At 70.2% G+C, this 23,520-nt stretch carries 21 protein-coding genes, 3 tRNA genes and 4 pseudogenes; 21 read left to right on the top strand and 7 right to left on the bottom strand.

Annotation, left to right across the window (positions count from 1 at the left end):
- The 7 genes and pseudogenes from AN216_RS28450 to AN216_RS25205 all read left to right on the top strand — a co-directional run.
- Nucleotides 1-77: pseudogene (locus AN216_RS28450) on the top strand (ATP-binding protein); the annotation flags it as partial.
- A 267-nt stretch (nt 78-344) separates the two neighbouring features.
- Nucleotides 345-1,106, top strand: coding sequence for a fumarylacetoacetate hydrolase family protein (locus AN216_RS25230; protein ID WP_070199030.1), 762 nt, complete (start codon nt 345-347; stop codon nt 1,104-1,106).
- Nucleotides 1,099-2,598: a glutamate--tRNA ligase gene (gltX, locus tag AN216_RS25225; protein ID WP_070199029.1), complete on the top strand. Its 1,500-nt coding sequence runs from the start codon at nt 1,099-1,101 to the stop codon at nt 2,596-2,598. Before AN216_RS25230 ends, gltX begins: the two co-directional genes overlap by 8 nt.
- 276 nt (nt 2,599-2,874) lie before the next feature.
- On the top strand, nt 2,875-3,786 hold the full coding sequence (locus AN216_RS25220; protein WP_212732756.1) for a DUF3048 domain-containing protein: 912 nt from the start codon (nt 2,875-2,877) through the stop codon (nt 3,784-3,786).
- A gap of 189 nt (nt 3,787-3,975) precedes the next feature.
- Nucleotides 3,976-4,047 (top strand) — tRNA-Gln (locus tag AN216_RS25215).
- Nucleotides 4,048-4,074: 27 nt separating this feature from the next.
- A tRNA-Glu gene (locus tag AN216_RS25210) sits at nt 4,075-4,147 on the top strand.
- A gap of 23 nt (nt 4,148-4,170) precedes the next feature.
- Nucleotides 4,171-4,243 (top strand) — tRNA-Glu (locus AN216_RS25205).
- A gap of 14 nt (nt 4,244-4,257) precedes the next feature.
- Here AN216_RS25205 and AN216_RS25200 read toward each other — a convergent pair.
- A complete protein-coding gene (locus AN216_RS25200) occupies nt 4,258-4,932 on the bottom strand; it encodes a TetR/AcrR family transcriptional regulator (RefSeq protein ID WP_070199027.1) in 675 nt (224 codons plus the stop codon).
- Nucleotides 4,933-4,998: 66 nt separating this feature from the next.
- Between AN216_RS25200 and AN216_RS25195 the strand changes: the two genes are divergently transcribed.
- Nucleotides 4,999-5,541, top strand: a complete 543-nt coding sequence (locus tag AN216_RS25195; protein ID WP_070199026.1) for a GNAT family N-acetyltransferase — start codon at nt 4,999-5,001, stop codon at nt 5,539-5,541.
- Between the two features lie 86 nt (nt 5,542-5,627).
- Here AN216_RS25195 and AN216_RS25190 read toward each other — a convergent pair whose 3' ends face one another.
- Nucleotides 5,628-6,362, bottom strand: coding sequence for an IclR family transcriptional regulator (locus AN216_RS25190; protein WP_070199025.1), 735 nt, complete (start codon nt 6,360-6,362; stop codon nt 5,628-5,630).
- A gap of 155 nt (nt 6,363-6,517) precedes the next feature.
- Here AN216_RS25190 and leuC point away from each other — a divergent pair, with 155 nt between their 5' ends.
- The 4 genes from leuC (at nt 6,518) to AN216_RS27855 (ending at nt 9,742) form a co-directional block, all read left to right on the top strand.
- Nucleotides 6,518-7,963 carry a 3-isopropylmalate dehydratase large subunit gene (gene leuC, locus AN216_RS25185; protein ID WP_070199024.1) on the top strand — a complete coding sequence of 482 codons (1,446 nt, stop codon included), beginning with the start codon at nt 6,518-6,520 and terminating at the stop codon, nt 7,961-7,963.
- A 3-nt stretch (nt 7,964-7,966) separates the two neighbouring features.
- Nucleotides 7,967-8,560 carry a 3-isopropylmalate dehydratase small subunit gene (leuD, locus tag AN216_RS25180; protein WP_070199023.1) on the top strand — a complete coding sequence of 198 codons (594 nt, stop codon included), beginning with the start codon at nt 7,967-7,969 and terminating at the stop codon, nt 8,558-8,560.
- A gap of 112 nt (nt 8,561-8,672) precedes the next feature.
- Nucleotides 8,673-8,936 carry an SCO5555 family protein gene (locus AN216_RS25175; RefSeq protein ID WP_070199022.1) on the top strand — a complete coding sequence of 88 codons (264 nt, stop codon included), beginning with the start codon at nt 8,673-8,675 and terminating at the stop codon, nt 8,934-8,936.
- A gap of 125 nt (nt 8,937-9,061) precedes the next feature.
- Nucleotides 9,062-9,742 carry an HU family DNA-binding protein gene (locus tag AN216_RS27855; RefSeq protein WP_079166985.1) on the top strand — a complete coding sequence of 227 codons (681 nt, stop codon included), beginning with the start codon at nt 9,062-9,064 and terminating at the stop codon, nt 9,740-9,742.
- Here AN216_RS27855 and AN216_RS30505 read toward each other — a convergent pair.
- Together AN216_RS30505 and cofC are read right to left on the bottom strand one after the other, a co-directional pair.
- Nucleotides 9,727-10,062: pseudogene (locus AN216_RS30505) on the bottom strand (sodium:solute symporter family transporter); the annotation flags it as partial. The gene AN216_RS27855 and the pseudogene AN216_RS30505 overlap by 16 nt on opposite strands.
- A gap of 263 nt (nt 10,063-10,325) precedes the next feature.
- Nucleotides 10,326-10,991 (bottom strand): annotated as a pseudogene (cofC, locus tag AN216_RS25165) (2-phospho-L-lactate guanylyltransferase); the annotation flags it as partial.
- Nucleotides 10,992-11,132: 141 nt separating this feature from the next.
- Between cofC and AN216_RS25160 the strand changes: the two are divergent.
- From AN216_RS25160 to AN216_RS25150, 3 genes are all read left to right on the top strand, one after another.
- Entirely contained in the window at nt 11,133-12,011 is an 879-nt protein-coding gene (locus AN216_RS25160) for a lysophospholipid acyltransferase family protein (protein ID WP_070199019.1), read from the top strand.
- On the top strand, nt 12,008-13,009 hold the full coding sequence (locus AN216_RS25155; protein WP_070199018.1) for an NAD(P)H-dependent glycerol-3-phosphate dehydrogenase: 1,002 nt from the start codon (nt 12,008-12,010) through the stop codon (nt 13,007-13,009). Before AN216_RS25160 ends, AN216_RS25155 begins: the two co-directional genes overlap by 4 nt.
- Nucleotides 13,010-13,156: 147 nt before the next feature.
- Nucleotides 13,157-14,299: a D-alanine--D-alanine ligase family protein gene (locus tag AN216_RS25150; RefSeq protein ID WP_070199017.1), complete on the top strand. Its 1,143-nt coding sequence runs from the start codon at nt 13,157-13,159 to the stop codon at nt 14,297-14,299.
- Between the two features lie 196 nt (nt 14,300-14,495).
- Here AN216_RS25150 and AN216_RS25145 read toward each other — a convergent pair whose 3' ends face one another.
- On the bottom strand, nt 14,496-15,008 hold the full coding sequence (locus AN216_RS25145; RefSeq protein ID WP_079166979.1) for a DUF3515 domain-containing protein: 513 nt from the start codon (nt 15,006-15,008) through the stop codon (nt 14,496-14,498).
- A gap of 20 nt (nt 15,009-15,028) precedes the next feature.
- Complete coding sequence (locus AN216_RS25140; protein ID WP_070199016.1) at nt 15,029-15,262, bottom strand: Lrp/AsnC family transcriptional regulator; 234 nt, start codon at nt 15,260-15,262, stop codon at nt 15,029-15,031.
- 137 nt (nt 15,263-15,399) lie between these two features.
- Between AN216_RS25140 and AN216_RS25135 the strand changes: the two genes are divergently transcribed.
- Nucleotides 15,400-16,395, top strand: coding sequence for a thiamine-phosphate kinase (locus AN216_RS25135; protein WP_070199015.1), 996 nt, complete (start codon nt 15,400-15,402; stop codon nt 16,393-16,395).
- Between the two features lie 83 nt (nt 16,396-16,478).
- Nucleotides 16,479-17,258: pseudogene (gene thiD / locus AN216_RS25130) on the top strand (bifunctional hydroxymethylpyrimidine kinase/phosphomethylpyrimidine kinase); the annotation flags it as partial.
- A 163-nt stretch (nt 17,259-17,421) separates the two neighbouring features.
- On the opposite strand, the gene rpmB reads toward thiD, so the two are convergent.
- Complete coding sequence (rpmB, locus tag AN216_RS25125; RefSeq protein ID WP_027751466.1) at nt 17,422-17,607, bottom strand: 50S ribosomal protein L28; 186 nt, start codon at nt 17,605-17,607, stop codon at nt 17,422-17,424.
- A gap of 227 nt (nt 17,608-17,834) precedes the next feature.
- On the opposite strand from rpmB, the gene AN216_RS25120 reads away from it, so the two are divergent.
- The 4 genes from AN216_RS25120 to coaD all read left to right on the top strand — a co-directional run bounded on the left by AN216_RS25120 (nt 17,835) and on the right by coaD (nt 23,386).
- Nucleotides 17,835-19,706, top strand: a complete 1,872-nt coding sequence (locus tag AN216_RS25120; protein ID WP_420855797.1) for a DAK2 domain-containing protein — start codon at nt 17,835-17,837, stop codon at nt 19,704-19,706.
- 34 nt (nt 19,707-19,740) lie between these two features.
- Nucleotides 19,741-21,978 carry an ATP-dependent DNA helicase RecG gene (recG, locus tag AN216_RS25115; RefSeq protein ID WP_070199013.1) on the top strand — a complete coding sequence of 746 codons (2,238 nt, stop codon included), beginning with the start codon at nt 19,741-19,743 and terminating at the stop codon, nt 21,976-21,978.
- Nucleotides 21,979-22,283: 305 nt separating this feature from the next.
- Nucleotides 22,284-22,880: a 16S rRNA (guanine(966)-N(2))-methyltransferase RsmD gene (rsmD, locus tag AN216_RS25110; RefSeq protein ID WP_070199012.1), complete on the top strand. Its 597-nt coding sequence runs from the start codon at nt 22,284-22,286 to the stop codon at nt 22,878-22,880.
- 26 nt (nt 22,881-22,906) lie between these two features.
- Nucleotides 22,907-23,386 carry a pantetheine-phosphate adenylyltransferase gene (coaD, locus tag AN216_RS25105; RefSeq protein WP_070199011.1) on the top strand — a complete coding sequence of 160 codons (480 nt, stop codon included), beginning with the start codon at nt 22,907-22,909 and terminating at the stop codon, nt 23,384-23,386.
- Nucleotides 23,387-23,520: the final 134 nt, after the last annotated feature.

The following is a 23,520-nucleotide window of genomic DNA, read 5'->3' as shown; positions in this document are numbered from 1 at the left end:
ACGCGCGGCATCGGGCGGACGCCAAGAGCGGGTTGATCACCCTGGTCGAGCACGCTCTGATGGCCCGACTCCGCTGACCCGACCGACTACGCTGACCCGACCGACTCCGCTGACCTGACCTGACCAACTTCGGGGCGCTCGGCCGTACGCCGCACGCCAGGGGAGGGCCCGGTGGTCTGCCCGCGGTCACCCGCCGTCGCCTCCACGACCCGATCGTCTCCCGCGAGGACTCCTCCGCGAGACGAGGCCGTGCTCCGGCTGGCGCGGCGATGCCGGGCCGGGCCAGCCACATCGGTGACCTACCCTGGGAGCTGGCTTCCCCACAGCAGTGAAGGACGAAACCCGTGCGTATCGCCAGGTTCTCCCTCGATGGCAACGTCGCCTTCGGCGTGGTCGAGGGTGCGGAACTCGACATCATCAAGGGCCACCCCTTCGGGGAGTTCGAGCGCTCCGGCCAGAAGGTCCCGTTGGACAAGATCCGGCTGCTGCCGCCCGTCCTTCCGAACAAGGTCGTCGCCATCGGCCGTAATTACGTGGAGCACGCGGAGGAACTCGGGCACACCGTTCCGGACGTTCCGGTGGTGTTCTTCGAGCCCTCCACCTCGGTGGCTGGGCCCGGCGACCCCGTGCACTACCCCGCCTTCTCGTCCGAGGTCCACCACGAGGCGGAGCTGGCGGTGGTCATCGGCCGGATGTGCAAGGAGGTGCCACGGGAGCGGGCACGCGAGGTCATCCTCGGGTACACCTGCGCGAACGACATCACCGCGCGGGACATCCAGCGTGCCGAGAGCCAGTGGGCACGTGCGAAGGGTTTCGACACCTCCTGCCCGCTCGGGCCCTGGGTGGAGACCGAGCTGGACCCCGCGGACCTCGCGATCCAGTGCACCGTCAACGGCGAACAGCGCCAACTCGGCCGTACGAGCGAGATGGTTCGCTCCATCGAGGACCTGATCGTGCACATCACCGAGGCGATGACGCTGCTTCCCGGAGACGTCATCCTCACCGGCACCCCGGCGGGCGTGGGCCCGCTGGACGGCGGCGACGAGGTCGCCGTCACCATCGAAGGCATCGGCACTCTCACCAACAAGGTGATCAAGCGTGACTAACGCGACGAACGTCCGCGTACGATTCTGTCCCTCCCCGACCGGGAACCCCCATGTCGGGCTGGTGCGGACGGCCCTGTTCAACTGGGCGTTCGCCCGGCACCACGGGGGCACTCTGGTGTTCCGTATCGAGGACACCGACGCCGCCCGCGACTCCGAGGAGTCGTACGACCAGCTGCTGGACTCGCTCCGTTGGCTCGGCCTCGACTGGGACGAGGGGCCGGAGGTCGGCGGGCCCCACGGTCCGTACCGCCAGTCCCAGCGCATGGACATCTACCAGGACGTCGCCCGGAAACTGCAGGCGGGCGGGCACGCGTACCGCTGCTTCTGTACGGCCGAGGAGCTCGAGGCGCGTCGTGAGGAGGCACGCAAGGCGGGCCGCGCCTCCGGTTACGACGGCGCGTGCCGCGACCTCACCCCCGAACGGATCGCGGAGTACGAGGCCGCGGGGCGTACGTCGATCGTCCGCTTCCGGATGCCGGACGAGTCGATCACCTTCGATGACCTGGTGCGCGGCGAACTGACCTTCGCGCCGAAGGACGTCAGCGACTACGGCATCGTCCGCGCCAACGGCAGCCCGCTCTACACCCTGGTCAATCCAGTGGACGACGCGTTGATGGAGATCACGCACGTCCTGCGCGGTGAGGACCTGCTCTCCTCCACACCCCGCCAGATCGCGCTCTACCGCGCGCTCGAGGACGTCGGGGTCGGCAACGGCGGCGTTCCGGAGTTCGGTCACCTGCCCTACGTCATGGGTGAGGGCAACAAGAAGCTGTCCAAGCGGGACCCCGAGTCCTCCCTGAACCTCTATCGGGAGCGTGGCTTCCTGCCCGGTGGACTGCTGAACTACCTTTCCCTGTTGGGCTGGTCACTGTCCGAGGACCGGGACATCTTCTCGCTGGACGAGATGGTGGCCGCCTTTGAGATCGGGGACGTGAACGCCAATCCCGCCCGCTTCGACCTCAAGAAGTGCGAGGCCATCAACGCGACCCATCTGCGTGAACTCCCCGTCGCGGAGTTCGCCGCGGCCTGCGGTCCCTGGCTGCGGGAGCCGTACGCACCGTGGTCGCCGGAGTCCTTCGACCAGGCGGCTTTCGACGCGCTCGCGCCACTGGCCCAGACGCGTCTCACGGTGCTCTCGGACATCACTCAGAACGTCGACTTCCTGTTCCTCGACGAGCCGGTCACTGACGAGAAGTCCTGGCAGAAGGCGATGAAGCCGGGTGCCCGCGACGTACTCCGCAGCATCCACTCGCGGCTGGCGGAGTTGTCGGGGGAGAGTTGGCAGGCCGAGCCGCTCAAGGAGGCCGTTCTGGCCGCCGGCGAGGCGCACGGCCTGAAGCTGGGGAAGGCCCAGGCACCGCTCCGGGTCGCCGTCACCGGTCGTACGGTCGGGCTGCCGCTCTTCGAGTCGCTGGAGGTCCTCGGTCGCGAACGCTCGCTGCTGCGGGTGGACGCGGCGCTGGCCAAGCTGGCGGCGCAGCCGGAGGGTTGACGCCGACGACCCCGCCGGGTGGGCCCGCAGCCGGCGGGAGGACGCCGCGGAGTGATGGCCTGTCGGGAGCCGTGTCAGATGGCCCGTCAGGCGACTGCGGCCCAAGCCTGCCGCACCTGTTGACTATTCCGTCCGCTGGCTGTGGGGTGCTGTCGTCCTGTCGGAATCACTCGGACGGAAGGCAGCCCCCACATGCCCCAACTCGGCACCACCTCAACCGCTTCCGGCGGCACGGCCAGACGACGGCGCACGCGCGTGTGCGCGGCGGTGCTGGCCGTGGGAGCCCTGACGGCCGGTACGGTCGCGCAGTCCGGCGCCCAGGCGGAGACGCCCGCTCCGCAGGCGAAGGAGGACATATCGCCGTTCACCGGGCTCCCGGCGGAACCAGCGCCGGTGATGGCCGTGAAGCTGGACAACCATCCGGACGCGCGACCGCACACCGCCCTGGAGAAGGCGGACATGGTGGTGGTCGAGCAGGTGGAAGGCGGGCTGAGCCGGCTGATCGGCGTGTACGCCAGCCAGCAGCCCGAGCGGATCGGACCGGTGCGCAGCGCGCGGGACTACAACATCGAGCAGTTGCGCATGTTCGACCGTCCCGCGTTGGCGTACTCGGGTGCCGCGAAGGGCACCGAGGAACTGATCCAGAAGTCCCCGTTGTACGCGTTGTCCAATGACACGTTCCCCAGCGGTTACGTCCGCGACGAGGCCGGGGAGCCCCCGCACAACCTCTACGCGCAGCCGGACAAGATCCTCGACGCGGCGCCGGACGCCAGCCTGAGTTCCGACATCGGCTTCCGCTTCGGCGCGGAGCCCAAGGACGGGGTGCCGACCGAGGAGGCACACGTCGAGTACCCGAGCGCCAGCACCGGGTTCAGCTGGTCCGAGAAGGAGGACCGGTGGCTCGCCTCGTTCGACGGCGAGCCGGCGGAGAACGCGAAGGGCGAGCGGCTGGGCGGCAAGACGGTCGTGATCCAGGAAGTGGACATGCGTCCGTCCGAGATCAACCCCAAGACGCCCTACATCGAGACGGTCGGCGAGGGTAAGGCGACCGTACTCCGGGACGGTGCCGCCTTCGACACCACATGGAAGCGTACGGACGCCGAGGGAGACACCACCTTCACGCGTCCGAACGGCGATCGGATGCCCTTCGACCGTGGCCAGGTCTGGGTGGTCTACAAGGAGCGCTGAGTCGCGCCGGCGGCCCCGGGTCCGAGCCGCGACCGGACCCGGGGCACGCGGGACGACGTACGGGAACTCGTTTTGGTGCGTGCACGGCGATCGGGTACTGTTCTTCCTGTCGCCGAACGGGAAAGCCGCAGAGGCCAACCACGGATGGCGACCACCCAGACAAAATCCCCTGTGGGGGTTGCGTTTTGGTGGGCTATGGTGTAATTGGCAGCACGACTGATTCTGGTTCAGTTAGTCTAGGTTCGAGTCCTGGTAGCCCAGCACGATCGTGCGCTCGCGTGCGATCAGGCCCCCGTTGTGTAGCGGCCTAGCACGCCGCCCTCTCAAGGCGGTAGCGCCGGTTCGAATCCGGTCGGGGGTACGGATTCCGCGGAATCTCGCTTGGCCCCCGTTGTGTAGCGGCCTAGCACGCCGCCCTCTCAAGGCGGTAGCGCCGGTTCGAATCCGGTCGGGGGTACTCCAGGCCCTTCGTCAGTTGACGGAGGGCCTTCGGCTTTGCCGGCGTCCTGCTTCGTCGGTGGCCCGCTCGCCGCCGACCGAGCGCAGCAGCGCCTCCAGTCCGCGGTGGAAGGACGCGTCCCGGCTGGGCGCGGCGCGCAAGGCCGTTGCGAGTGCCGGATGCTCCTCCTGCCGTACGGCTGCCGTGTCTGGTGGCTGACCCTGGTCGGCGTTGCTCGCGACCGCGCAGCCGAGGACGTAGTTCGAGAGCGCGTACGTCACCTCCAGGACCTGGTCCGGAGGTGTGCCACGGGCCAGGACCCGGGCGCACAGGGTGTCGGAGAGCGCGAGGTAGCGAGGCCCCAACAACGGCCGGCGCACCACTACCTCGGGGGCCCAGGTATGCCTTGTCAGGTGCTGGTACCAGGAGTTGAGCAGCGCGCCGAGGTCTCCTCCGGCCGCCGCGGACTCGAGGGCCGGGTCCACGCCCAGAGCGTGGTCGAGTGCGAGGTCGAGGACCTCCTCGGCGGTCCGGACGTGTCGGTAGAGGCTGGACTGCGCGACGCCGAGGCGGCTGGCCAGACGGCGCAGGGTCAGCGCGTCGAGTCCCTCCGCGTCCAGGAGCGCGGTGGCCTCCACCGCGATGCGGGACGAGGAGAGCGCGCGTCTGCGTTGGACCTCAGGCGCTGGTCGCGTCCAGTAGGACATCAGTCATTCCTCTCGATGCTCTGGGATACCCTAAGCGAACATCGATCACTTAGGAGTCGGACGCCGATGTCACACTTCGAGACGCTGCTGCCGATCCGCGACAGCCTGGTTCAACTCCGACCGTTGGCACACCGGGACGCCGACCGCTACGCCGAGGGGACGCGAGACGGCGACGTCCTCCGGTACGCCCATCTGCCGCTCTCGGAGTACACGGCAGAGATCGTGCGGCAACTGGTGGACACCGTCGTGGCCGAGGGTCTCCGGGAGGGCACCTTGCTGGTGCTGACCATCGCGGACGCCGTGACCGACGAATTCCTGGGCAGCGTGGTCCTGTTCGACGTGCGCGAGGACCGCGCGGAGGTCGGTTTCTGGCTCGCCCCGTGGGCCCGCGGTCGCGGTGTCGCAGGCCGGGCGTTGGACCTGGTCAGCGGGCTCGCCCGCACGGCCGGTCTGACGGCGCTCGAGGCGCGTACGCTCCCGGAGAACGCCGCGTCCCGCCGTCTGTTGGAGCGCGGTGGCTTCACGTGCGGGGGCGAGCCGGCGGAGAGCGTCACCCCCGACGGAGAGCTGCGCGCGACGCTGCACTACGACCAGCGACTGGACGCGTAGCTCGTCTCGGCCGGTTCGCGACCCGTCGAACTCCTCGAGCGGCCCCCGAGGACGTGTCAGCGCCCGCGACGGTTCGTGGGTCCAGGTCAGAGTCCGCCGCCGCGGCGTAGCGATTCACTGAGCCGGGACGCGGCGTCGACGATCGCCTGTGCGTGCATCCGGCCCGGGTGCCTGGTCAACCGCTCGATCGGTCCGGAGACGGAGACCGAGGCCACCACCCGGTTCGACGGGCCGCGTACCGGCGCGGACACCGACGCGACTCCGGGCTCCCGTTCGCCGATGGACTGGGCCCATCCACGGCGTCGTACGCCGGAGAGCGCCGTCGCCGTGAACCGGGCGCCCTGCAAACCGCGGTGCAGTCGCTCCGGTTCCTCCCAGGCCATCAGGATCTGCGCCGCCGACCCCGCCTTCATGGGCAGCGTGGAGCCCACCGGCACGGTGTCCCGTAGCCCGGAGAGCCGTTCCGCCGCCGCCACGCAGATCCGCATGTCGCCCTGTCGGCGGTAGAGCTGGGCACTCTCTCCGGTGACATCGCGCAGATGTGTCAGCACGGGACCGGCCGATGCCAACAGCCGGTCCTCGCCCGCGGCGGCGGCCAGTTCGCCGAGTCGGGGGCCCAGGATGAAACGTCCCTGCATATCGCGGGCCACCAAACGGTGATGCTCCAACGCCACGGCGAGTCGGTGGGCCGTCGGACGGGCGAGTCCGGTCGCTCCCACCAGCCCGGCGAGCGTCGCCGGGCCCGACTCCAGAGCGCTCAGCACGACAGCTGCCTTGTCGAGTACGCCCACGCCACTTGAGGCCCCGCTTGTGTTGTCCATGCGTCGATACTTGCGTCTCAAAGTGTGAAACGCAAGTTCGCTTTTCCCTCGCAGGCGCCAGGCTGTAGTCACGGCCGCCACGTGGTTCCGCTGAACCGGCGTGCGGCGAAGGTCTCGAACAATGGTCGGCAGCGCGGCCGGCCGGAGGGAATCCGATGGGACGGACACTGGCTGAGAAGGTGTGGGGCGATCACGTCGTCCGACGTGCGGAGGGTGAACCAGACCTGCTGTTCATCGATCTGCACCTGCTGCACGAGGTGACCAGCCCGCAGGCGTTCGACGGACTGCGGAAGGCGGGTCGTCGGGTGCGTCGTACGGATCTCACTCTCGCGACCGAGGACCACAACACCCCCACGCTGGACATCGACAAGCCGATCGCCGACCCGGTCTCCCGTGTCCAGTTGGAGACGCTGCGCAAGAACTGCGCCGACTTCGGTGTACGGCTGCACTCGCTGGGTGACGACGATCAGGGTGTGGTGCACGTGGTCGGCCCACAGCTCGGCCTGACCCAGCCGGGCACGACCGTGGTCTGTGGGGACAGCCATACCTCCACGCACGGCGCGTTCGGTGCCCTGGCCTTCGGCATCGGCACCAGCCAGGTCGAGCACGTACTGGCCACCCAGACGCTGCCACTCGCGCCGTTCCGCACCATGGCCGTCACGGTCAACGGCGAGTTGCCGGCCGATGTCACGGCCAAGGACCTGATCCTCTCGATCATCGCGAAGATCGGCACCGGTGGCGGACAGGGTTACGTGATCGAGTACCGCGGCGAAGCCATCGAGAAGCTCTCGATGGAGGCACGGATGACCATCTGCAACATGTCGATCGAGGCCGGCGCCAGGGCCGGGATGATCGCACCCGACGCGACCACGTACGCCTATCTCGAAGGTCGGGAGCACGCCCCGCGGGGCGCCGACTGGGACGCGGCGGTGGCCTACTGGGACACCCTCCGCACCGACGAGGACGCCGCTTTCGACCACGAGGTGGTCATTCAGGCCGACACCCTGGCTCCCTTCGTGACCTGGGGCACCAACCCTGGTCAGGGGGCTCCGTTGTCGGCGCGCATCCCGAACCCGGCCGAGTTCGCGGACGAGAGTGCCCGGCTGGCGGCCGAGAAGGCGTTGGAGTACATGGGGTTGACCGCCGGACAGCCGTTGCGGGAGGTCGCGGTCGACACGGTGTTCGTCGGTTCCTGTACCAACGGGCGGATCGAGGACCTCAGGTCCGCCGCCGAGCTACTGGCCGGGCGGCATGTCGCCGAGGGGCTGCGCATGCTGGTGGTGCCGGGCTCCGTACGGGTCGCGCTGCAGGCCGTGGCGGAGGGACTGGACACGGTGTTCACCGAAGCCGGCGCCGAATGGCGGCACGCCGGATGCTCGATGTGCCTGGGCATGAACCCGGACCAGTTGAGCCCGGGGGAGCGGGCCGCGTCCACCTCGAACCGCAACTTCGAGGGCCGGCAGGGCAAGGGCGGGCGTACGCACCTGGTCTCACCCCAGGTGGCCGCGGCCACGGCGGTGCTGGGCCGGCTGGCCTCGCCGGCGGACCTGCCGCCCGCCCGTTCCACGAGTCCGAGCAGCCGTACGACCGCGGGGGTCTGAGTCATGGAAGCCTTCACCACCCACACCGGGCGGATCGCTCCGCTCCGCCGCGGCAATGTCGACACCGACCAGATCATCCCGGCCCACTGGCTGAAGAAGGTCACCCGGGACGGCTTCGAGGACGGGCTCTTCGAGGCATGGCGCAGGGAGCCGGACTTCGTGCTCAACCAGCCCCAGCACCAAGGGGCGAGCGTGCTGGTCGCGGGGCCCGACTTCGGCACCGGATCGTCGCGTGAGCACGCGGTGTGGGCGCTGCAGAACTACGGCTTCCGGGCTGTGATCTCGTCCCGCTTCGCGGACATCTTCCGCGGCAACTCCCTGAAGAACGGGCTGCTCACGGTGGTGCTGGAGCAGTCGAGGGTGGAAGCGCTGTGGGATCTCGCCGACGGTGATCCGCAGGCACAGGTGACCGTCGACCTGGTGCGCCAGAGGGTCCTGGCGCCGGGGCTCGAGGCCGACTTCGAGCTGGACGGCAACTCTCGGCACCGTCTCCTGGAGGGTCTCGACGACATCGGGATCACGTTGGGGAACGAGCAGGCCATCGAGGAGTACGAGGCTCGGCGCTCCACGTTCAAACCGCGTACACAGCTGGTTTGACGCGAGGCCGCGCCCCAGTTGGAGACAGTGCGCCCCCTGCCGACGGCAGGGGGCGTCCGTGTCGTTGGGTGCCCGTGAGGTGACAACTCGCCGCAGATGGCACAATCGGTGCATGGAACGCGACGGTCAACTCGAGCTGTACGACCTCGTCGCCGCCCGTCTGAAGGACGCGCACGCGAGGGTGCGCACACTGCAAGTCCCGGAAGGCGTACGGGTTGCGCTGACTCGGAAGCTTCTCGTGATCACGGCTGCCAGCAAGCACGATCTCGCCGACGCCCACCGGCGTCTGGAGGCCTTGATGGCCGATATTGACGCGGGGCGGTTCCCCGCCGAGCGGGACCGGCGTGGTACCGACAACACCGACAACTCTGCCTGACCGCCCAGTTCGTTGCGGCACAAGGGTGATTCGCCCGTTTCGTGTTTGATTTGAGGTATATATCTGCCTACCGTGCGAAAAAGCTTGGAGAAATTACTTCCGGCAATGCCTCCGAAGGGGAAGACGTGAACAAGGCGCAGCTCGTTGAAGCAATTGCGGACCAGCTCGGTGGACGCCAGCAGGCCGCTGACGCGGTCGATGTCGTCCTGGACGCGATTGTCCGCGCCGTGTGCGCGGGTGACCGGGTCTCGGTCACGGGTTTCGGTTCCTTCGAGAAGGTGGATCGCCCCGCCCGTTACGCCCGTAACCCGCAGACGGGCGAGCGGGTGCGGGTCAAGAAGACCTCCGTGCCCCGCTTCCGGGCCGGTCAGGGCTTCAAGGACCTGGTCAGCGGCGCGAAGAAGCTCCCGAAGAACGACGTGGCGGTGAAGAAGGCACCGAAGGGCAGCCTCTCCGGTGGCACTTCGACCAAGAAGGCCGCCACCAAGAAGGCCGCCGCCAAGAAGAGCACGGCGAGGAAGACCACCGCGAAGAAGACCACCGCCAAGAAGGGCGCGAGCAAGCAGACGACCGCGAAGAGCACCGCCAAGAAGGCGCCGGCGAAGAAGTCGACCACGGCGAAGAAGAGCACCGCCAAGAAGGCGCCGGCGAAGAAGAGCACCGCCAAGAAGGCGCCGGCCCGTAAGTCGGCCACCCGAAAGACCACCGCGAAGAAGGCGGCCGCCCGTAGGNGGACGGCGAGCAGGGAGAACCCGAGGAAGAGGATGGTGCCCTGGACCATGTCGGTGACCACGACCGCCCAGTAGCCGCCGATCACGGTGTACAGGCCGAAACCGACCGCGACCACGACCTTGGCGAGTGCCATGTCCATACCGGTGAGGAAGGAGAGGTACAGCGCCCCGCCGAGAATGTGCGCCCCGAGCCAACCGACCGTGGCGAGGAACAGGACTATCGCGACCGCGCCCTTGATGACCCGGTTCGCACCGAAGTAATAGCTGATCTCCTCCGGGAGCGTCATGAAGCCGTGCTTGCGCACGTCGGCGAACAGCCAGAGCAGCAGGAAGATCCCGGCCGCGCCGCCCAGCCCGTACAGCGCGCCCGCCCAGCCGTTGGTGCGGGCTTCCACGGGGAGCCCGGCCCGCCAGCGTCGTGTCGGGCGGGACTCCCCGTGGAAGCCCGGCCGGTGGCCGGTCACAGGGTCTGCAGCGTGACCAGCGTGACTCTGCGGCCGTCACCCTCGCCCTCGACCTCCACCCGCACCCGCTGACCGGGACGCAACAGGCGCAGCCCGCCCGCGTCGAAAGCCGGCGCGTCGAACGACAGGGGCGTCCCGTCGTCCAGGAGCACGCTGCCGGTCCGGGTTTCGGGGTCGTAGGTGTAAGAGGTGGCCTGCATGGCAGGAAGCGTACGTGCCACTGCCGCCGCCGAGTACGCGCCCACCCCCAGGGCCAGAGCCGCGCGCAGGTCCGCGCCGGTGTCCACGTCCTGGCGCGCGCCCAGAACGTCGTCGAGGTGAAGCTCGACCGCACCGGAGGTCAGGTGCCCGGAGCGGGAGGCGGGGCCGAAGCGGGGTGCCAGCTCGCCGCCGGCCTGACAGGACAGCAGGGTCGTGCCGATGCCCGCGGCGTCTGCCAGGAAGGCGCGCCGGAAGCCGCCCGCGGCGTCCAGTACCCGCGAGAGCTCCGCCGGGCGCAGCGCGGGAAGGTCCGCGTTGAGCGTGGCGACGTCCACCTGCCCACTGCGGGAGCGCACCGCCGCGACACCGTGCGCGAGCGCAGCGTTGAGCCCGTCGGCGGGCACGTCCCGGGCCGTACGGGCGCCGAGTGGGACGAGCATCCGGGCCGCCAGGGGATCGTCGGTCACGACGGTCACCTCGGCCACGGAGCGGCAGGCGAGCGCGGCTGCCACGGTGTCCTGGGCGAAGGCCAACGCGAGTGCCGGGCGTGCTCCCTCACCGATACTGGCGGCGAGCCGGCTCTTGCCGCGGGACAGCGGTTTGAGCGGTACGACCAGGTGCCAACCAGCTCGTCCCCCGGTGGGTTGTCCCTGTTGCATCCGCCCCATTCTCGTCTGCTCTCCCTCGCCGTGCTGGCCCCGGGGTTACGGTGTGCACGACAGCCGGTGTCCGCTGGGGACTCCCCACGGCGGTACGCAGCCACACGACGATCCCCACAGGCAAGAGGAGATGGTGTCCCGGTGTCCCGCCGCAGAATCGGTTTCTGGTACCGCCTGGCAGCGGTTCTGATCAAACCGCCGATGGTGGTCCTCTTCAAGCGGGACTGGCGCGGAATGGAACACATTCCGGCGGAGGACGGCTTTATCGTCGTCGTCAATCACAACTCGCACATCGACCCACTTTCCTACGCTCACTTTCAGTACAACACCGGTCGCGTACCGCGGTTCCTCGCGAAGGTCTCGCTCTTCAAGGGCGGCATGGTGGGCACGGTCATGCGGGGCACCGGGCAGATTCCGGTCTATCGGGAGTCGACGGACGCGGCCGGCGCGTTCCGGGCCGCGGTCGACGCCATCAACGAGGGGGAGTGTGTCGCGTTCTACCCGGAGGGCACGCTCACCCGTGACCCGGCGCTGTGGCCGATGCGGGGCAAGACTGGTGCCGCGCGGGTGGCGTTGGAGACGAAGGCCCCGGTGATCCCGGTGGCGCAGTGGGGGGCGAACCTCGCGCTGCCGCCGTACGCCAAGAGACCACGCCTCTTCCCGCGCAAGACCCTTACCGTGCAGGCCGGTCCGCCCGTCGACCTGAGCGAGTTCCACGGCGCGGATCCGACCAGTGAGGTGCTGCGCGAGATGACCGGGGTCATGATGGAGGCCGTCACCTCGCAGCTGGCCGGTATCCGCGGCGAGCCGGCGCCAGCCGAACCCTTCGACTACCAGCGGGCGATAGCGAAACGCGAGCCGATCGCCGAACCCACGGTGAGAAGGGATGAGAGCGGTACCTCGCAGGGCGGGACGAGCCGTTCGGCACGGTCCGGGACTCGGTTCGAGCCCGCGCCGGCGAGGGACACCGGGGACACGGCAGGCGCGGGCGAACGCGCCGCGGAAGGGGAACGAACGTGACACGTGTGGCCGTGTACGGCACCGGCTCGTGGGGGACGGCCTTTGCCATGGTGCTCGCTGACGCGGGCTGTGACGTCACCCTGTGGGGACGTCGTGCGGAGCTGGTTGACGCCGTGAACACGCGTCGCCGCAACCCGGACTATCTGCCGGACGTCGAACTACCCGCCGCCGTACGGGCCACCACGGACCCGGCCGAGGCAGCGCGCGGCGCGCGGTTCACGGTGCTCGCCGTGCCGTCCCAGACTCTGCGCGGCAACCTACGCGAATGGGCACCGGTGCTGGAGCGGGACACGGTGCTGGTCTCCCTGATGAAGGGCGTGGAACTGGGCACCACCGAGCGGATGAGCGAGGTGATGGCCGAGGTCGCCGACGCCGGTCCGGAACGGGTCGCGGTGTTGAGCGGCCCCAACCTGGCCAAGGAGATCGCGGCGCGGCAGCCGGCCGCCTCGGTCGTCGCCTGCCGGGACGAGACGGTGGCCCGGGGACTCCAGGCGGCCTGCCACACGCCGTACTTCCGCCCGTACACCAACACCGATGTGGTCGGCTGTGAACTCGGTGGCGCGGTGAAGAACGTCATCGCGCTGGCCGTCGGCATCGCGGACGGTATGGGTCTGGGAGACAACGCCAAGGCCTCGCTGATCACCCGGGGACTGGCCGAAACCACCCGGCTCGGCCTCGCCATGGGCGCCGAGGCACACACCTTCGCGGGACTGGCCGGCATGGGCGACCTCGTCGCCACCTGTTCCTCGCCCCTGTCCAGAAACCACACCTTCGGTACGAACCTGGGCCGGGGTATGACGCTCGAGGAGACCGTCGCGGTCACCCGGGAGACCGCTGAGGGCGTCAAGTCCTGCCGGTCCGTGCTGGACCTGGCGCGCAAACACGGCACGGAGGTGCCCATCACCGAGACCGTCGTCGGTATCGTGCACGGGGGCGTGCCACCGATGGTCGCGCTCAAGGAGCTGATGTCCCGCAGCGCGAAGGCGGAGGGCGCCTGATCACCCGGGCGGCGCTCCGCGCCTTCCGGGTGTCGCGGGCGTGCGGGCCGTCGTCCGCCGCGTACGCGCGGGAGCGGCGGCGAAAAGGCGGAAGGATCGCGCCGCCCTCCCGCCCGTACGAAGTGGAGACGGTAAAGTCATCGCGATATGAGCAGCGACATCCCCACCCTCAGCCATAAGCCCCGGGTTGCTGTCGTGTTCGGCGGCCGCAGCTCCGAGCACGCCATCTCCGTCGTGACGGCGGGAGCCGTGCTGAACGCCATCGACCGGGAGAAGTACGAGGTGCTGCCGATCGGCATCACCGCAGAGGGCCGCTGGGCACTCACCGCGGACGCCCCCGAGCGGATGGCCATCGCGGACCGGGAACTCCCCAGCGTCGCCGAACTCGCGGAGTCCGACACCGGTGGCGTGCTGCTGCCGGTCGACCCGGCCAACCGGGAGGTGACCGTCACCGAACCAGGCCAGGTGCCCAAGGCGCTGGGAGAGGTGGACGTCGTCTTCCCGGTGCTGCACGGGCCGTACGGCGAGGACGGCACGCTGCAGGGACTGCTGGAGCTCTCCGGGGTGCCGTACGTCGGCGCCGGCGTGCTGGCCTCGGCGGTCGGCATGGACAAGGAGTACATGAAGCGGGTGTTCACGTCCTTCGGGCTGCCGGTCGGCCCGTATGTCAGCATCCGTGCCCGGGAGTGGGAGAACGACCCGGGAGCCGCGCGGAAGCGGATCGTCGACTTCGCCGGGGAACACGGCTGGCCGTTGTTCGTGAAGCCCTCGCGTGCCGGCTCGTCCGTCGGCATCACCAAGGCCGACAGCCTCGCGGATCTGGACGACGCCGTCGCCGAGGCGCGACGTCACGACCCGAAGATCATCGTGGAGTCGCAGTTGCGCGGACGCGAGATCGAGTGCGGGGTCCTGGAGTTCGAGGACGGGCCGCGAGCGAGCGTGCCGGCCGAGATCCCGCCGGCGGAGGCGCACGCCTTCTACGACTTCGAGGCGAAGTACATCGACTCGGCGACCGGCGTCGTCCCCGCGCCGCTGTCCACGAAGCAGACGGAGCGCGTGCGGGAACTGGCCGTGCGTGCCTTCGACGCCGTCTCCGGCGAGGGCCTCGTCCGCGCGGACTTCTTCCTTTGCGAGAACGGCGAGTTCGTGATCAACGAGGTGAACACGATGCCCGGCTTCACGCCCATCTCGATGTACCCGCGCATGTGGCAGGAGTCCGGTGTCGGCTACGCGGAGCTGATCGACCGGCTCATCCAGGCGGCGTTGCGCCGGCCCACCGGGCTGCGCTGAAACATCCCGGGGGGCGCGGGCGCATCGGGTCCGTAGCGGCGTCTGGGCCGCTCGACGGCCCGCCCCCGGTGGGACCCGACCGCCGGCGTCCTCCTGTACGTGGCGGGCACGGCGTACGGCTCGGCCGTCGACCGCCGGGCCGTGTCGTCCGGATCCTCTTGGGTTCCGCGACCCGTGGAGGCGCGGACGACGCGGCCTAGTCCTCCGTGGTCTTCGGCACGGTCTCGCGCAGTGCCGTCGCGAGGTCGGTCAGGGCGCCGACCTCCGGGGCGTACTCGTCCGGGACCGTGACCTCCACGAACGACAAGCGTTCGACGCTCGTGAAGCGGTAGCCGTCAGCTCGCTCCTCGAACAGCCAGTGGACGCCGTTCACCACGGCGCCCTCAGAAGTGGGGTTGTAGTGTTCACTCTCCGGTTGGAGCACCTCGGGCTCGGGCACGCCACAGCGCAGTTCGATGCGCGGGTCGCCCCAGTTGGCCGTGTACTCCGAGCGTGGCTCCGTCTTCGTACGCTTCTCCGCGAGCACCCGCTCGGGCAGTTTCGCGTGCAGCGCCCGGCAAGCCTCGGCCGTCTTGCCGGCGGGGCTGGGCACGGCGGGTCCGGACTCCTCCGCGGCGGACGAACAGCCCGCGAGCACCGCGACCAGCAGGAGGGCGGAGGCTGTCCGAAGCCGGGGTGTTCGTCGGACTGCCGATCGTGCGGAACTCACCGGGCAAGCATACGGGGGCGCTAGAGATGAACCACCGGGCAGGTGAGGGTTCGCGTGATGCCGTCCACGCGTTGCACCTTCGCGACTACCATGCGTCCGAGAGCGTCGACCGTGTCCGCCTGCGCGCGCACGATCACGTCATACGGCCCGGTCACGTCCTCGGCCTGGATCACTCCGGGAAGTTCGGAGACGACCTCGGCGACGGCCGACGCCTTGCCCACCTGCGTCTGGATCAGGATGTACGCCTGTACCACGGAACCTCCAGGGCGACGTCGAGGATCATGGGGGATGCGGGGGCCGCAACGCTACCGCGTCACCGCCCGGGCCGGGGAGACCCGCCGACCGTCGGGAACGGCGGGTTGACGACGTTGGATCGGGAAGGGGCAATCGCATGCTGAGTTCTCCCGGGGGCCGCCCACACGCCCCCAGCACCGTCGGGGAGTTGGGGGAGTTCGGGCTCATCCGCGAGCTGACCTCCCGGCTCACGGACGGACCCGCCGTCCGCATCGGCCCCGGAGACGACGCCGCGGTCGTCGCGGCGCCCGACCGCAGGGTCGTGGCCAGCACGGACCTTCTCCTCGAAGGGCGGCACTTCCGCCGCGACTGGTCCACAGCTTACGACGTGGGTCGTAAGGCCGCAGCACAGAACATGGCCGACATCGCGGCCATGGGAGCCGTACCCACGGCCCTGCTGCTCGGCCTCGTCGTGCCGGCGGAACTCCCGGTGAACTGGCCCTCGGAGTTGATGGACGGCATCCGGGACGAGGCGCAGGTCGCCGCGGCGGCGGTGGCCGGTGGCGACGTCGTGCGTGGCGACACGATCACCGTGGCCATAACGGCGCTCGGCGACCTACGGCACAACGAGCCGGTCACCCGGTCCGGCGCTCGCCCCGGCGACGTGGTCGCCGTCACGGGCTGGTTGGGCTGGTCGGCGGCCGGACACGTGGTGCTTTCCCGGGGGTTCCGCTCCCCGCGGGCGTTCGTGGAGGCGCACCGGCGCCCGGAGCCGCCGTATCACGCGGGCCCCGCCGCCGCGGCGTTGGGAGCGACGGCCATGACAGACGTCAGTGACGGGCTGGTCGCGGACCTCGGACACATCGCGGAGGCCAGCCGGGTCCGGATCGACCTGCACTCCGGGGATCTGGACATCCCCGCGCAGATGTGCGATATCGGGCACGCGGTCGGGGTGGACCCGTTGCAGTGGGTGTTGACCGGCGGTGAGGACCACGCGATCGTGGCGACCTTCCCGGCGGAGCAGAAACTGCCGGCCCGTTGGCGCACTGTCGGCGAGGTGCTGGCGCCCTCGGCGTTGCCGCAGGTGACGGTGGACGGGGCGGCGTGGGACCGGGCCGGCGGTTGGAGTCACTTCGACGACACCGAGCGTTGACGGCCGGCGGGATGATCGCCCGGAGTGCCGCTCGGCTCAGGCGCCTCCCCGGCCGATCCGATCGAGCCGGTAGGTTCGAGAGTATGTCGACTCCTCCCGTACGCGTACTCACCGTCGCCGGTTCCGACTCCGGGGGAGGCGCGGGCATCCAGGCCGATCTCAAGACCATGCTCGCCTGCGGCACCCACGGCATGAGCGTGCTCACGGCGGTGACCGCGCAGAACTCGCTGGGGGTGCAGGGAGCCTGGGACCTCCCCGCGGAGGCGGTACGCGCCCAGTTCCGCAGTGTGGTCGACGACATCGGGGTGCAGGCCGTGAAGACCGGGATGCTCTCGTCACCGGAACTCGTCGAAACCGTCGCCGCGTTGCTCAGCGAGTTGAGGGCACCGGTCGTCATCGACCCGGTCGGGGTCTCCAAGCACGGCGACGCCCTGCTCGCCACGGAGGCCCTCGACGCCGTACGCACCAAGCTGCTGCCGACGGCGACCGTCGCCACTCCGAACCTGGACGAGATCACCCAGCTCACCGGGCTACGGGCACGGACGGAGGCGGACCTGCCGCGGGCCGCCGCGGCGCTGCTGCCGTACGGACCGAAGTGGGTGCTGGTCAAGGGGGGCCATCTACCCGGAGACGCCGTGGACCTCCTCACCGACGGCAGCGAGGAGCACTGGCTGCGTGCCCCGCGGCAGGACAACCGGCACACGCACGGCACCGGCTGCACGCTGGCGGCGGCCATCGCGGCGGGTCTGGCGAGGGGGCGGTCCGTGCCGCAGGCGGTCGCCGAGGCGAAGACGTACGTCACCGGCGCGCTGAGCGCGGGCTTCCCACTGGGAGCGGGTATCGGCCCGGTGCACCACGGTTGGCGTGGGCTGACGGAAGAGGCGCGTGGCGACGCGGCTGACGCTCTGACGGACCACGTGGTAACGGACTGTGTGGCGAAGATCCCGGACACGTGATCCGCGAAAAGCCGGCCCACCCTGCTGGTGGACCGGCTTCAGAGCAGCCAGCGAGGCGACCGCGCTGACGTCAGCGCGAGACCTTGCCGGCCTTGATGCACGAGGTGCAGGCGTTGAGCCGCTTCGGCGTCCCGCCGACCACGGCACGCACGCGCTGGATGTTCGGGTTCCAGCGACGCGGGGTGCGGCGGTGCGAGTGGGAGATGCTGTTGCCGAAGCCCGGCCCCTTGCCGCAGACGTCGCAGTTGGCAGCCACGGGACACTCCAAAGACTTCAGATGTGCTGACGGTAAACCCGGTCTCGCCCGATCGTGCTGATCGGTGCTACCAGGAGAGATACTGCCTGACTCACATCAGGCAACCGGAGCAGCATACAACGGCCGCACCGGAACGGCGAACCGGGTGCCACCGGGCGACCCGCCGGTCAGGAGCCCCTTTAGCATGAGCCGATCGCCAAGGAGCTATCGCCGGAGGAGGACTGTCCGTGCAGCACAGGCTGGGGCCCGTGGTCGTACGGCGATGGTGCGCGATGGCACTGGACGCCCTGCGGGACGCTCGCGCGGAGCTGGATGGCATCAACGTCTTCCCGGTCGCGGACGGCGACACCGGGAGCAACCTCTGCCGCACGATGGAGGCCGCCGCCCGCCGCCTGCGGGAAGCGCCCGGCGAGTCCGCCGCCGCCGCGCTGCACGCCATGTCGCACGGTGCGCTGCTCGGCGCCTGCGGCAACTCCGGAACCATTCTCGCCCAGTTGCTGCGGGGCATGGCGGAGGAGTACGCGGCGGAGGAACGTGCTGTGGCCCACCGTCCTGGGGGCGACGAGGTGCTGGACGGCGCGCTGTTGCGCAGAGCGTTGGCCCGCGCGGTAGCCGGCGCGTACGAGGCGGTCGCGCGCCCTGTGGAGGGCACCATGCTGTCCGTAGCGGCCGCGGCGGTGCCGCCTCCCCTCGCGATCGCCACGACCGCCGTGGATGACGGTACGGCGAGCGCTTCCGCGGGCGTACCGGCCGCGGAGGAGGCGTTGGCGGTCGCCCGTGACGCCCACGCGCGCGCCCGTACGGCTCTGGTGGCGACGAGGGGCCAACTGCCGGCGCTGACCGAGGCGGGTGTCGTGGACGCCGGCGGGCAGGGTCTGGTGGCGGTGCTGGGTGCGCTGGCCGATGCCCTGGCCACCGAGCCCTCCGCGTCGAGCGGGGGCCTCCCGGCCGAACCGGAGCAGCGTCCGGCCACCGACCTGCCGGACGCCGGGGCAGCCGGGCTCGGCGGGGCCACCGGGATCGCTGAGTACGAGGTGATGTACCTGCTGGACGCCTCGGATCGGGCGGTGCGGGGACTGCGTACGAAACTGGCGGAACTGGGCGACTCGCTCGTCGTGATCGGCGGAGAGGGCCTCTGGAACGTCCATGTGCACACCAGGGACGCGGGAGCCGCCGTCGAGATGGGGATCGAGGCGGGACGGCCGCACCGGCTCCGGATCACGTACCTCGAGGACGCCGGTCACCACGGGCAGCCCGAGCATCCCGGCCAGCCGCCGATTCCACGCTGCGAACCGTCCGCCGCTGCCGCCGTTGCCGCGGATTCCGTCGACACCCTGGACGGCCCGGCCCGCGCCCGAGCGGTGGTGACGATGGTCACCGGCGACGGGCTCGAGGACCTCTGTACGGCCGCCGGCGCGACGGTGCTCCGTACGGACCTGGCGGACATCGCCCCCGAGGACTTCGAGGCACCCGGCGGAGGGGCGAACGGCGGTGGCGCGCCCCGCCCCGGCACACCCGTCTCGGCCGCGCCCGGCCCCGGCGTGACGGAGCTGACAGCCGCGGTGCTGCGCACCCGCGCACCGGAGGCCGTACTGCTGCCCAACGAGGCGGGGTTGCGGGATGTCGCCGGCGAGGCCGCCGAACGGCTCCGGTCCGCTGGCGTACGCGCCGCCGTCATCCCCACCCGCGCCGTCGTGCAGGGGCTGGCCGCGCTCGCCGTGCACGAGCCCGCGAGCCGGTTCGACGAGGACGTGGTGGCCATGACGGCAGCCGCAGGGGCGACCCGGTACGGCGAGGTGTCCGTGGCGGACCGGCGCTCCTGGACCACGGCAGGGGTCTGTCAGGCGGGGGACGCGCTGGGACTGGTGGACGGTGATGTGGCCCTGATCGGACGGGAAGTCGAGGAGACGGCCGTCGCGGTGCTGGACCGGATGCTGGCGGCGGGCGGTGAACTGGTCACCCTGGTCCGCGGAACACGTACGCCCACGGGACTCACCGCGCGGCTGGCGGCCCGGGTGCGCGACGGTTACCTCGCGGTGGACACGGTCGTATACGACGGCCGGCAGGAAACCGGGACACTGCTGATCGGCGTCGAGTAACCCGATCGAGCTGTGCCGGGCCGTTGTCCGTCCCATGGTGTGCAATGGTCCGGTGCCCTCGTTCGACGAACCCCTGAAGAAGGCTCTCGGCGGCAACACCGCGAAGGTGCTGGCCGAGCAGCTCGACCTGCACACGGTCGGAGACCTGCTGCACCACTACCCACGGCGGTACGCCGAGCGCGGCGAACTCACGCGCCTCTCGGACCTGCCACTGGACGAACACGTGACCGTCGTCGCGCGTGTCGCCGACGCCCGGGTGCACACGTTCAACCGGGGGAGGGGGCAGCGCCTGGAGGTCACGCTCACGGACGGCAGCGGTCGCCTTCAACTGGTCTTCTTCGGGCGTGGGGTGCACGGCAACAAGGCGAAGCTGTTGCCCGGCCGACGTGGCATGTTCGCGGGCAAGGTCGGAGTCTTCAACCGCAAGTTGCAACTCTCCCACCCGGAGTACAAGTTGCTGGACGAGGACTCGAACAGCGCCGACGGCGCCGACAGCGCCGACACTGCCGCCGCGAAGGACTTCGCGGGCGCCCTGCTGCCCCTCTACCCCGCCTGCCGACAGCTGGAGTCCTGGAACATCGAGCAGGCTGTCGGCACCCTGCTCTCTTCCATGGAGGCGACGGACTGGTCGGATCTCAACGACCCGCTGCCCGACTCGCTGCGTGCCGACCGCCAACTGATCACCCTGCCGGAGGCCCTGCGACAGGTGCACCGGCCGCGGACGAAGGAGGAGATCGCCCAGGCGCGCCAGCGACTGAAGTGGGACGAGGCGTTCGTCCTCCAGGTCGCGCTCGCCCGTCGCCGGCAGGACGACGCCGAGTTGTCGGCCGTGCCGCGCCGGCCGGTCGCCGGGGCGCTGCTGGACCGCTTCGACGCCAAGCTGCCGTACGAGCTCACCGACGGGCAGCGACGCGTCAGTCGCGAGATCCTCGCCGACCTGGCCGGCGAGCATCCCATGCACCGGCTGCTGCAGGGTGATGTCGGTTCCGGGAAGACGCTGGTGGCGCTGCGGGCGATGCTCGCCGTGGTGGACGCCGGCGGACAGGCGGCCATGCTGGCGCCGACCGAGGTGCTGGCCCAGCAGCACCACCGATCGGTGCTCGAGCTGATGGGGGACCTCGCCGAGGGCGGGATGCTGGGCGGCGCGGAGGCGGCGACGAAGGTGGTCCTGCTGACCGGTTCCATGGGCGCCGTGGCCCGTCGCCAGGCCCTGCTGGACCTCGTGACGGGCGAGGCCGGCATCGTCATCGGCACCCACGCGCTCATCGAGGACCAGGTGCGCTTCCACGACCTGGGCCTGGTCGTGGTGGACGAGCAGCACCGGTTCGGGGTCGAGCAGCGCGACGCGTTGCGCGCCAAGGGCGCCCAGCCGCCACACCTCCTGGTCATGACCGCCACCCCCATCCCGCGTACGGTCGCCATGACCGTGTTCGGCGACCTGGAGACCTCGGTGCTCGACCAGCTGCCCGCGGGGCGTTCCCCGATCGTCAGCCACGTCGTGCCGGCCGCTGACAAGCCGCACTTCCTCGACCGAGCCTGGGAGCGGGTGCGTGAGGAGGTCGACGCGGGCCGGCAGGCGTACGTCGTCTGTCCACGGATCGGGGACGAGGAGGCGCCGGACGGGGGAGCGCGCGAGCCGGCGGACGCGGACGACCGTAGGCCGCCGCTGGCCGTGTTGGACATCGCGACGCGGTTGCGCGCGGGACCGCTCGCCGGGCTGCGTGTCGAGGCGTTGCACGGACGACTGCCGCCGGACGAGAAGGACACCCTCATGCGTCGATTCGCCGCCGGCGAGGTCGACGTGCTGGTCGCCACCACCGTCGTCGAGGTGGGCGTCAACGTGCCCAACGCGACGGTCATGGTCATCATGGACGCGGACCGCTTCGGCGTCTCCCAACTGCACCAGCTGCGTGGCCGGGTGGGTCGTGGCTCCGCGGCCGGCCTGTGCCTGTTGGTCACCGAGATGCCGGAGGCCGCCCCGGCGCGGCGCCGGCTGGAAGCGGTCGCGCACACCCTGGACGGTTTCGAGCTCTCCCGTATCGACCTCGAGGAGCGCCGGGAGGGGGACGTGCTGGGTCAGGCCCAGTCGGGCGTGCGCTCCTCGCTGCGGATGCTGTCCGTGATCGAGGACGAGGAGGTGATCGCGGCAGCCCGGGCCGAGGCGTCCGCCCTGGTCGCCGCCGACCCGACGCTGAGCGGCTCGCCACAACTGCGTACGACACTGGACGCGTTGCTCGATCAGGAGCGCGCGGAGTATCTGGACAAGGGCTGACGACCGGGGGCGATGAGGGTTCCGCGGCACGGTGGACGCCCTATCGTGGGACGCGTCACAGCGCGTGCTGTCCGTTGCCGATCTAGGCTGTGTCGTTTGGATCTTCGTGGATCAGGGAGCGGGGTCTGGGTCTGGTGCGTGCAGCTGCGAGGCGGAGGAGTCGAGCGGTGCGGCACTGTGCGTGGAGACGACAACGCGGCAGATGTGCGTGCCATACCAGCGCCGCCAGAGTGACTCCCGCAGCCGATCCGAAGGACACGGCCTAGTGCGCGGCACGCCAACGAACGGATGGAGCGTCCGAAACCATGACCCGCGTGATCGCCGGATCGGCTGGCGGACGGCGGTTGACCGTGCCGCCGGGCACCGGCACCCGTCCCACCTCCGACCGGGCCCGGGAGGGCCTCTTCTCCAGTTGGGAAGCGCAGTTGGGCGGCCCCGGCGGCTGGCACGGCACGCGCGTCCTGGATCTGTACGGCGGCTCCGGCGCCGTCGGTCTGGAGGCGCTGTCCCGGGGTGCCGCGCACGCCTTGTTGGTGGAGTCGGACCCGCGTGCTGCTCGGGTGATCGCCGATAACGTACGGTCATTGGGCCTGCCCGGAGCTGAACTGCGCAGGGAGCCCGCACGGCGGGTGGTGGCGGAGTCGGTGCCCGGCCAGTCGTACGACCTGGCCTTCCTGGACCCGCCGTACGCCGTCCCGGACGACGATCTTCGAGAGATACTGCTCACACTCCGTACGAGGGGGTGGCTGGTCGGGAACGCGCTCGTCACCGTGGAGCGAGGCACCCGGGGCGGCGGCTTCCACTGGCCGGAGGGTTTTGCGGAGCTGCGGTCCAGGCGATACGGGGAGGGCACACTCTGGTACGGTCGCGCGGCCGTACGGGAAGTTACTCCCCAGTCATGACGAGTTCAGAGAGCGAGGAGACGCCAGTGCGTCGCGCGGTCTGTCCGGGATCATTCGACCCGATCACCAACGGTCATCTCGATATCATCGGGCGAGCCTCCAAGCTCTACGACGTGGTGCACGTCGCCGTGATGATCAACAAGTCGAAGAAGGGCCTGCTGTCGGTGGAGGAACGGATCGAGCTGATCCGCACGGTCACCGAGGAGTACGGCAACGTCCGGGTCGAGGCGTTCCACGGCCTGCTGGTGGACTTCTGCAAGCAGCGGGACATCCCCGCGATCGTCAAGGGACTGCGCGCGGTCAGCGACTTCGACTACGAACTCCAGATGGCGCAGATGAACATAGGGCTCTCCGGCATCGAGACGCTGTTCGTGCCCACCAACCCGACCTACTCGTTCCTGTCCTCCAGCCTCGTCAAGGAGGTGGCGGCCTGGGGCGGCGATGTCTCGCACCTGGTCCCGGAGGCGGTACACGAGGTCCTGACCGAGCGGCTCGCCTCCTCCTGAGCCGGCTCACGGCTCGCCGGCTCGGCGGGCGCGCCCATGTGCCGAGCCTCTCGTACGGTGCGGGGTCCCGGCATCGGCTTCGTACGGGGCAGGTGCCGCTCGCCCGAGGACCGGCCGGATCGGTATCCGGCTCG

Origin of the sequence: Streptomyces oceani (genome assembly GCF_001751245.1) — a bacterium.
GTDB lineage: Bacteria > Actinomycetota > Actinomycetes > Streptomycetales > Streptomycetaceae > Streptomyces > Streptomyces oceani.
This window is presented reverse-complemented; position numbering and strand designations above follow the sequence as displayed.

Coding starts and splice junctions, on each gene's coding strand:
- AN216_RS25200 (WP_070199027.1), bottom strand. CDS start 4,932: ATGTCCTACTGGACGCGACCAGCGCCTGAGGTCCAACGCAGACGCGCG.
- AN216_RS25195 (WP_070199026.1), top strand. CDS start 4,999: ATGTCACACTTCGAGACGCTGCTGCCGATCCGCGACAGCCTGGTTCAA.
- AN216_RS25190 (WP_070199025.1), bottom strand. CDS start 6,362: ATGGACAACACAAGCGGGGCCTCAAGTGGCGTGGGCGTACTCGACAAG.
- leuC (WP_070199024.1), top strand. CDS start 6,518: ATGGGACGGACACTGGCTGAGAAGGTGTGGGGCGATCACGTCGTCCGA.
- leuD (WP_070199023.1), top strand. CDS start 7,967: ATGGAAGCCTTCACCACCCACACCGGGCGGATCGCTCCGCTCCGCCGC.
- AN216_RS25175 (WP_070199022.1), top strand. CDS start 8,673: ATGGAACGCGACGGTCAACTCGAGCTGTACGACCTCGTCGCCGCCCGT.
- AN216_RS25150 (WP_070199017.1), top strand. CDS start 13,157: ATGAGCAGCGACATCCCCACCCTCAGCCATAAGCCCCGGGTTGCTGTC.
- AN216_RS25135 (WP_070199015.1), top strand. CDS start 15,400: ATGCTGAGTTCTCCCGGGGGCCGCCCACACGCCCCCAGCACCGTCGGG.
- recG (WP_070199013.1), top strand. CDS start 19,741: ATGGTGTGCAATGGTCCGGTGCCCTCGTTCGACGAACCCCTGAAGAAG.
- rsmD (WP_070199012.1), top strand. CDS start 22,284: ATGACCCGCGTGATCGCCGGATCGGCTGGCGGACGGCGGTTGACCGTG.